The 6,827-nt window shown below is 60.6% G+C and carries 7 protein-coding genes and 2 pseudogenes; 7 read left to right on the top strand and 2 right to left on the bottom strand.

What is annotated here, in order from left to right; all coding sequences use genetic code 11:
* Nucleotides 1-84: 84 nt before the first annotated feature.
* From F4827_RS35480 to F4827_RS21350, 5 genes and pseudogenes are all read left to right on the top strand, one after another.
* Nucleotides 85-204 (top strand): annotated as a pseudogene (locus F4827_RS35480) (LysR family transcriptional regulator); the annotation flags it as partial.
* 174 nt (nucleotides 205-378) lie between these two features.
* Nucleotides 379-768: a VOC family protein gene (locus tag F4827_RS21360; RefSeq protein ID WP_183726785.1), complete on the top strand. Its 390-nt coding sequence runs from the start codon at nucleotides 379-381 to the stop codon at nucleotides 766-768.
* An 82-nt stretch (nucleotides 769-850) separates the two neighbouring features.
* Nucleotides 851-1,072: pseudogene (locus tag F4827_RS35475) on the top strand (LysE family translocator); the annotation flags it as partial.
* A gap of 236 nt (nucleotides 1,073-1,308) precedes the next feature.
* Complete coding sequence (locus F4827_RS21355; RefSeq protein WP_183726783.1) at nucleotides 1,309-1,908, top strand: LysE family translocator; 600 nt, start codon at nucleotides 1,309-1,311, stop codon at nucleotides 1,906-1,908.
* Nucleotides 1,909-1,937: 29 nt separating this feature from the next.
* Nucleotides 1,938-3,224: an FAD-dependent oxidoreductase gene (locus F4827_RS21350; RefSeq protein ID WP_221303753.1), complete on the top strand. Its 1,287-nt coding sequence runs from the start codon at nucleotides 1,938-1,940 to the stop codon at nucleotides 3,222-3,224.
* 47 nt (nucleotides 3,225-3,271) lie between these two features.
* Here the strand turns inward: F4827_RS21350 and F4827_RS21345 are convergent, their stop codons facing one another.
* Nucleotides 3,272-4,942 carry an ATP-binding protein gene (locus F4827_RS21345; protein ID WP_183726779.1) on the bottom strand — a complete coding sequence of 557 codons (1,671 nt, stop codon included), beginning with the start codon at nucleotides 4,940-4,942 and terminating at the stop codon, nucleotides 3,272-3,274.
* 251 nt (nucleotides 4,943-5,193) lie between these two features.
* On the opposite strand from F4827_RS21345, the gene F4827_RS21340 reads away from it, so the two are divergent.
* Nucleotides 5,194-5,679, top strand: a complete 486-nt coding sequence (locus tag F4827_RS21340) for a response regulator (protein WP_260175344.1) — start codon at nucleotides 5,194-5,196, stop codon at nucleotides 5,677-5,679.
* Nucleotides 5,680-5,783: 104 nt separating this feature from the next.
* Here the strand turns inward: F4827_RS21340 and F4827_RS21335 are convergent, their stop codons facing one another.
* Nucleotides 5,784-6,203 (bottom strand): hypothetical protein, encoded by a 420-nt coding sequence (locus tag F4827_RS21335; RefSeq protein WP_183726777.1) that lies wholly within the window; start codon nucleotides 6,201-6,203, stop codon nucleotides 5,784-5,786.
* Nucleotides 6,204-6,618: 415 nt separating this feature from the next.
* Here F4827_RS21335 and F4827_RS21330 point away from each other — a divergent pair, with 415 nt between their 5' ends.
* A complete protein-coding gene (locus F4827_RS21330) occupies nucleotides 6,619-6,798 on the top strand; it encodes a hypothetical protein (RefSeq protein ID WP_184123830.1) in 180 nt (59 codons plus the stop codon).
* Nucleotides 6,799-6,827: the final 29 nt, after the last annotated feature.

The raw sequence follows: 6,827 nt of genomic DNA, 5'->3' as shown, positions 1-6,827 counted from the left end.
CTGAGGCAAACTACTATCGGCAACTTGAAACGGTTGCCGCTGAACCGGCATTAACTTAAACCAACCAGCCTCCACGATTCCCGGGGCGGTTCAGTCACCAAGAACTTCTGTCTCGTTCTTCCAGAGCCGGTCGAATTGAGTGAGGGAGCGCTACAGGCGTTCGCGCAATGCGTGCTTGAGGAAGCTCGCGGATGCGAGTTGTAGATCCTGCGAGTCTGCGTGGGACGCTCGCCGCGGGATCGCAGTGGTCAAGTCCATACGAGCTTTTCCATCGGTTTTCACGCGTGTTGCCGCAGCCTTCAGCAAATGCATCGCTACGCCCGCTCGCCTGGCCGTCGGCCAGACAGCGTGAATCTCAACCCATGCCCGCAATCAGCTATGCATACGCACATTAGAATCGCCCGGCCTGCCAGCAATCTTGCGCGCACTGAGCGCATGTATTGCGCATCGCTCAAGCTGACCGTGCTGGCGCGATTTCAGGATCATGCGGGCTTCGACGGGGTGATGCTCGGGAATCCCGATATGGATTATCACCTTGAGTTCACGCATTGCACCGCGCATCCAGTGACGCCGACACCCACCGGCGAGGACTTGCTGGTGTTTTACATCCCAGACCAGCGGGAATGGCAGGCGACCTGTGATCGCTTTGTCGAAAATGGCTTTTTGCACGTCGCGTCGCTCAATCCTTATTGGGACGTATCGGGGCGCACGTTCGCAGATGCCGATGGTTATCGGATCGTTTTACAGAATGCGGCATGGAATGCCTGAACGCTTTCACATGGCAGGGAAAGTACAATTCTCTTCCCTAACTGAATTGCCGAGGCTAAAAGTGATCGATTGATCTGCCGTTGCGGCGGTGTTTTCGTCAGCCGCGCCTGCCCACATTTCCTCGCAGACGTTCTTCGCCATGCTCGCGACTGTCGGCCTAACCGCCACATGCTGGTACGGCGCAGTGGGACTCGTGCTGTCGCATTCCTCGATTGCAAGGGCTTATCGCCGTGCGAAGGTCTGGATCGATCGCGCGTGCGGAACTGTGATTATCGCCTTGGGAATCCGGCAAGCGCTTCGCTAGCAAGCCCTCTTCGCTTTCATCGGACGAAATAAATATGTGCTCGCCGCCGTCGACGCTCATGTATGCGCGATTACAATCGCAGGCGGCAGCAAGACGGTGAGCGCTGTGAAGCGCGTGCCGTTGCAGGACAAAGAGCTGTAAAGCGGGAATAGAAATTGCTCCGGCGATTCGCAATGCTTTGGACGCCCTCATGGCGGATTTCATGGCATTCGCGCAACGCGTCTTCTGGCAACACGATGAATCCAACCCATAGCCCTGGTTTGTTCCTCGCTGGCGTGTTCCTCGTTCTGGTGATGCCCGGCCCCACCAATACGTTGCTCGCCACTGCGGGGCTGGCGGGTGGATTTCGCCGCTCAGCCCGGCTGACGCTCGCCGAATCGTGCGGATATCTACTTGCGATCACCTTCTGGGGCCTATGCCTGACCACGCTTGCGCAGCGCTTACCCTGGCTGCCGGTCGTAGTGCGTGCCGCCAGCGCGATCTACATCGCTTATCTCGCGGTGCGCTTGTGGAACACGACGCTGGAACTTGCCGAAGGCACGCGTAAGGTGATCGAAATGCGCGAGCTGTTTTTCGCAACCTTGCTGAATCCCAAAGCCATCCTGCTCGGCGGGACACTATTTCCCAAAGCCGCATTTGCGAGCGGCGTGGCCTGGCTCGAAGCGATGGCCTGCTTTTTCGCGCTGGTGTTTCCAATCGGATTGCTCTGGATTGGTTTAGGCGCGCAGTTGGGCTCCGTTCGCGCGGGGACGCTGATGCCAAAATATCTGCTGCGCAGCGCATCGCTCATACTCGGTGCGTTTTCGGTAACAGTTGCGCTGTCCGCCTTGCGCTGAATGACGGTAAACGAACCATGAAGGTATCGATGAGCGATTCGAAGCAGCCCGACGTGCTGATTATCGGCGGCGGCCCAGCCGGTGCGACGGCGGCCGCTTTTCTCGCGATGAAAGGCCGCGATGTCGTTCTGGTGGAAAAGGATGCGCATCCGCGCTTTCATATTGGGGAGAGTCTGCTACCCCGCAATCTCGACATTTTCGAGCGGCTCGGCATTCTGGAGCAGGTGCGGGAGATTGGCGTGCACAAGCCGGGCGCGGAGTTTGTCTCGGACCGCACCGGAAACAGTTGTGCCTTTCCTTTTCATAGCGCGCTGAATCGGGACCGCACGCACGCCTGGCAAGTCCGCCGGGCGGATTTCGACGCCTTGTTGTTCCGCCACGCCGCTTCGCGCGGGGCGCGTTGTTTCGAGCGTACCCGTGTCACGGAAGTCAGTCTGAATGACGCTGCCGGACGCCATGTGGTGTCCACGCAGGACGAAGCGGGCAATCCGCGTGAGTGGCATCCGCGCTATGTGCTGGACGCGTCGGGCCGCGATACGTTTCTTGCCTCGCGCATGAAGGTCAAGACCTCGAACAAATACAACAATACGGCGGCGGTCTACGCGCATTTCACGGGTGTAACGCGCCGCGAAGGCGACCTCGCGGGCTACATCAGCATCCACCTCGCCGAAGATGGCTGGTTCTGGATGATCCCGCTACCGGGCGACACCATGAGCATCGGCTTCGTCGGCAATCAATCGGCGTGGAAAGGGCGCACGGGTACGCCGGCCGATCTGTTGGGCGGCCGCATTGCTTCGAGCCCGACTGTGGCGGCACGCGTGCAGGGCGCGCAGCGCGTTTCAGAGGTGTATAGCACGGCCAATTACAGCTATCGCGCGCGCGAAGGTAACGGCAATGGCTTTCTGATGATTGGCGATGCTTACGGTTTTGTCGATCCGATGTTCTCGACCGGTGTCTTGATGGCGATGACCGGCGGCGAACTCGGCGCGCAAGTCGCGGATGTCTGGCTCGACGATCCGGCACGAGGCAGAAAGCTTGCGCAGGCGGCCTGCGAAGAATTGTCGGAGGCAATGGACCGGATCAGCTGGCTGATCTATCGCGTCAACGATCCCGTCATGCGTACGCTTTTTATGGCGCCCTCGAATCGCTTCTGGATGCGCGACGGCATCGTCAACCTGCTGGCCGGCAATCTGCGCGGGAGCTGGCGGGCGGCGTTCCCGGTGATGTGTTTCAAAGCCGTGTATTACGTGCTTTCGGCGCTGCACCGTCGCGGCATCGAGATTTCGCTGCCGGAGCGGCCTTCTCCTCGAACCTGACTTAGCTCATATGCGCAGCGCACGCCGATGTTACCCACCGCGCCGGATTAGTGCTCCCGCGGTGCGGCCATGGCCCGCACCTGCTCCATATCGACCGGCTTGGCGAGATGAGCATCGAACCCTGCATCGAGCGCCGCCCGCTGCTCCTGCTCCGACACGCGCCCCGTCAACGCAACCAGCTTGACGCCCGCGCGGCAAGGGTGCGCGCGCAACCGTTGCGCCAGTTCAAGCCCATCCATGCCGGGCATACCCAGATCGACGAGCGCGAGATCCGGTTTCCAGCTATCGAAGAGCGCGAGGGCGCTTGCGCCGCTATTCGCGGTCTTGACGTGATGCCCGTCCATTTCGAGCAGCGTGGCCAGCGCAAAACGTGCGTCGTCGCTGTCGTCGACGATGAGGATCTGCGCCGGAGCAATCTTTTCGCCGCGCGGCGCAGGTTTGGCGACAGTGGCTTCGGCAGTCTGGAGCGGCAACCGGAGCCGCGCCACCGTTCCCTTTCCCGCACCGCCGCTCGTCACGGTCGGCGTGCCGCCATGAAGCTCGGCCAATTTGCGAGAAATGCTCAGGCCGATGCCAAATCCCCCTTCGTGACGGGGCCGCGCATTGGAGAACTGGGAAAACGGCTCGAACAGATGCGGCAGCGCCGCCGCGTCGATCCCGATGCCGTTGTCGCGCACCACGATCTCAAGCACATCGCGGCCCTCTTGATGCGTGCGGATAATCAACAGATCGACCCTGCCGCCATCGGGTGTGTAGCGCACCGCGTTCGATAAAAGATTGGCGACCACCTGAACCAGCCTGACCTGATCGCCGGCAAAGCGGATATCGTCGGCGAGTCCGGTCACCGTGAGCGTGTGGCGATGCGCCGTTACCCGCTCCTGAACGCAGGCGAGCGCATCGGCAATGACGTCGTCCAGGCGCACTTCGGACAGGTTCAGCCCGAGTTTGCCGTGGTCCAGGCGCGCGGCGTCCTGCAGTTCGTCCATCAGGCGTTTAAGATGCCGAACCTGGCGCTGCGCCACGTCGAGCAATTGCCATTGCGTGGATTGCGCGGGCGTGAGCCTTCGCAGCCCGTCGATCGAATTTTCCAGCGGCCCGAGCGGATTGCGGAATTCGTGCGCCAGCACCGCAATCACTTCGGAATAGCGTTGCGTTTCGCGCTTGCTGAAGTCGCGCGCGCCCGCCATTTCCAGCGAAGCCCCGGCAACTTGGGCGAGTTCCACCAGCACGCGCTCATCTTCAGGCCCGAACCGGCACGTATCGTCCATCGAAACGACCCACAAGGCCGCAAGATTGCGGCCGCCGCGAATCACTGGAACGATCAGCGCTTCCTGCACCCCGGCACACGATGCGGCCAGCGCCGGAAAATCGTCCAATAGCGACGTGAACAGCAGCGGCTTGCCGCCGTCGAGCGTGAGCGCGCAGGGGCAATCGGCAGCCGGTACCGCCTGACCCTGGAGCGCCGCGAGCCGGCCCGCGATCGCATGCCAGCGAAAGACGGGATTGCCGTCGGCCATTTCGGGCAGGCTGATACCCGCCGAAGCCGCGCAGCACAGACTGAGCGCCGCGTGCGCGACGCCCGCAAGCAGGGCCTCGCGGGATTCCGGCTGCAAAGCGGCCAGCCCTAGCAACGCCTGGGACTGGGCACGCCAGTCCGGCTCGCGGGCAGGGCGGCTCTGGATATCGGCTAGCGAATACTTGGCGGGTACAGGCAACATGGACGGGTCGCAAAAGACCGGTTCGTGCCGTGTTTAACCGGCGGATTTTGGGTCTGCAGGAAAGGTGTATTTCATGCAGTCTTTGGCGATGGGAACGCGCAATGCGGTCTTTCCGGCCAGGCGTGTCAGCAAGCTGTCGGCGTGCTGTTAGCACCCTTATAAATACGACCGCATTCAAATCGCTATTTGAAATATTAGCCGATTGCGAACACTCGGATGACGATTGCACTTGATGCGGTGCATCAGACGCAATGCCAACAGACTTCGCGTGGCCAGACTACAATCCTCAGCGGATTAAACCTTTTCTAACGGCAATTCCCTGCCGCCGCATCATGACACGAGTACTGGTGGTGGACGACGATCGCGCCCTGTTGGGCGCACTGACCGAAGCGCTTTCGGAAGTGTTCGAGGTCGTCGCGGCGGCGGATGGCCACGCGGCCTGGGCGGTATTGAACGATGGCCCCGTTGATGCGGTTATCGCGGACCTGCGCATGCCCGGCATGTCGGGCGGCACGCTTTGCGAAAGAATTCGCGATTGTGCGAGCATCGCGTCGATGCCGGTGATTCTCGTATCGGGTGAATACAGTCCGCCCGCATTCGTGCGCTACGATTGCTATCTGCGCAAACCCCTCGATATGCAGCAACTGGTGGAAACGACCCGACGCCTGCTGCTGGCCGATCCATTTCGTGCGATCGGCAATCCCGTCGGCCGACATCATGAACGCTTGCAGGATTAGGCTTGCGGCAAGCGATGTTCATGCCTGAACAGGCCGTCGCGCCATAGAACTGGCAATGCGCGCCGTTCATGATGTCGCCGCCGGCGCCGCCTGCGCCGGGCAGGTTAAAGGAATTTCAGTGCGAGCATGATGACGCTGACGACCGTGCCGATCGCGGCGATACCTTTGCCGATCCCGAATGCCTTATTGTCCGGCTGCGGTTTGGTGGGGTCGGGCAGGCCGAGCACGCCCCAGGTCACCGACTTGAGCTGCGAAGCCATATCGCCTGTTGCATCCGACGTGCTGGCCGAAGCGGCTGAATCCGTCGCATTGCCCCCGGGCGATGCGTCGCTCTGACTCGATGCGTCGGCTGCGTCCTGAGCGCTTTTCTGCAAGCCCTCATCCGATAACGTGACCTTGGTGCTGGACTCCGGCGTCGTGCTCGCGCGGGTGCCCGCCTGTTTGCTCGCGAGCGCGTTAGCGTTAGCGTTAGCGGACGCGTTTGCAACCACCGCCGGGCTGGAAGTGGACGATGTAACCTGCATTTTTGACTACCCCGCTAATTTCGCGCCGTCACCACCCTTTTATGTTCTACGCTTCGCGCGGCGACGACAAAAACTTTCATTCACCTTGATAACGACCGTGAATTTGAGTTCTTTAGCTTTATGTCGATATCTGGAAAATCGGCATCTAAATAATTCAATTTATTCCAAATTATTGCTAAAAAGTAATAAACGTCATTTGCCGATTGCGTTTGAAAAAATAGCGATATGAGCCGCAATCTCGCAAACCATAGCGCTCGCCCATGCGTCAGGCGAGGTGGCGGCGACTATTGAAAGCCGCGAGGATGCGGGATCGACCGAACGCCTCACGCGCAACGCGTTCGCGAGAGATCTGCCTCTGCGCGGCATTTAGAACATTTCCGTGGATGACGAAGGCGTGGCGCGCGTACCCAAGGCCATGAAGCGCGAGCACGAAACCGTGCTGATCGGTCATGAACTCACGCCCCGGAGCCGCGCGTTGCTGATCGAGGGCGTGATGGACGCCGTGCCCTCGGGACGGCCCTTGCAGACGCCGATTTCGATTGATATGCAGGAAAATCTGCCGGCGCAGTTTAATCGCCCGGCGCGATATCGATAGCCCATCGATCGCTCATATCGTTGTGCCAA

The sequence above is a fragment of the Paraburkholderia bannensis genome (assembly GCF_014200455.1).
Lineage (GTDB): Bacteria > Pseudomonadota > Gammaproteobacteria > Burkholderiales > Burkholderiaceae > Paraburkholderia > Paraburkholderia bannensis_A.
The sequence above is the reverse complement of the archived record's forward strand: the minus strand, read 5'-3'. Positions and strand labels throughout refer to the sequence as shown.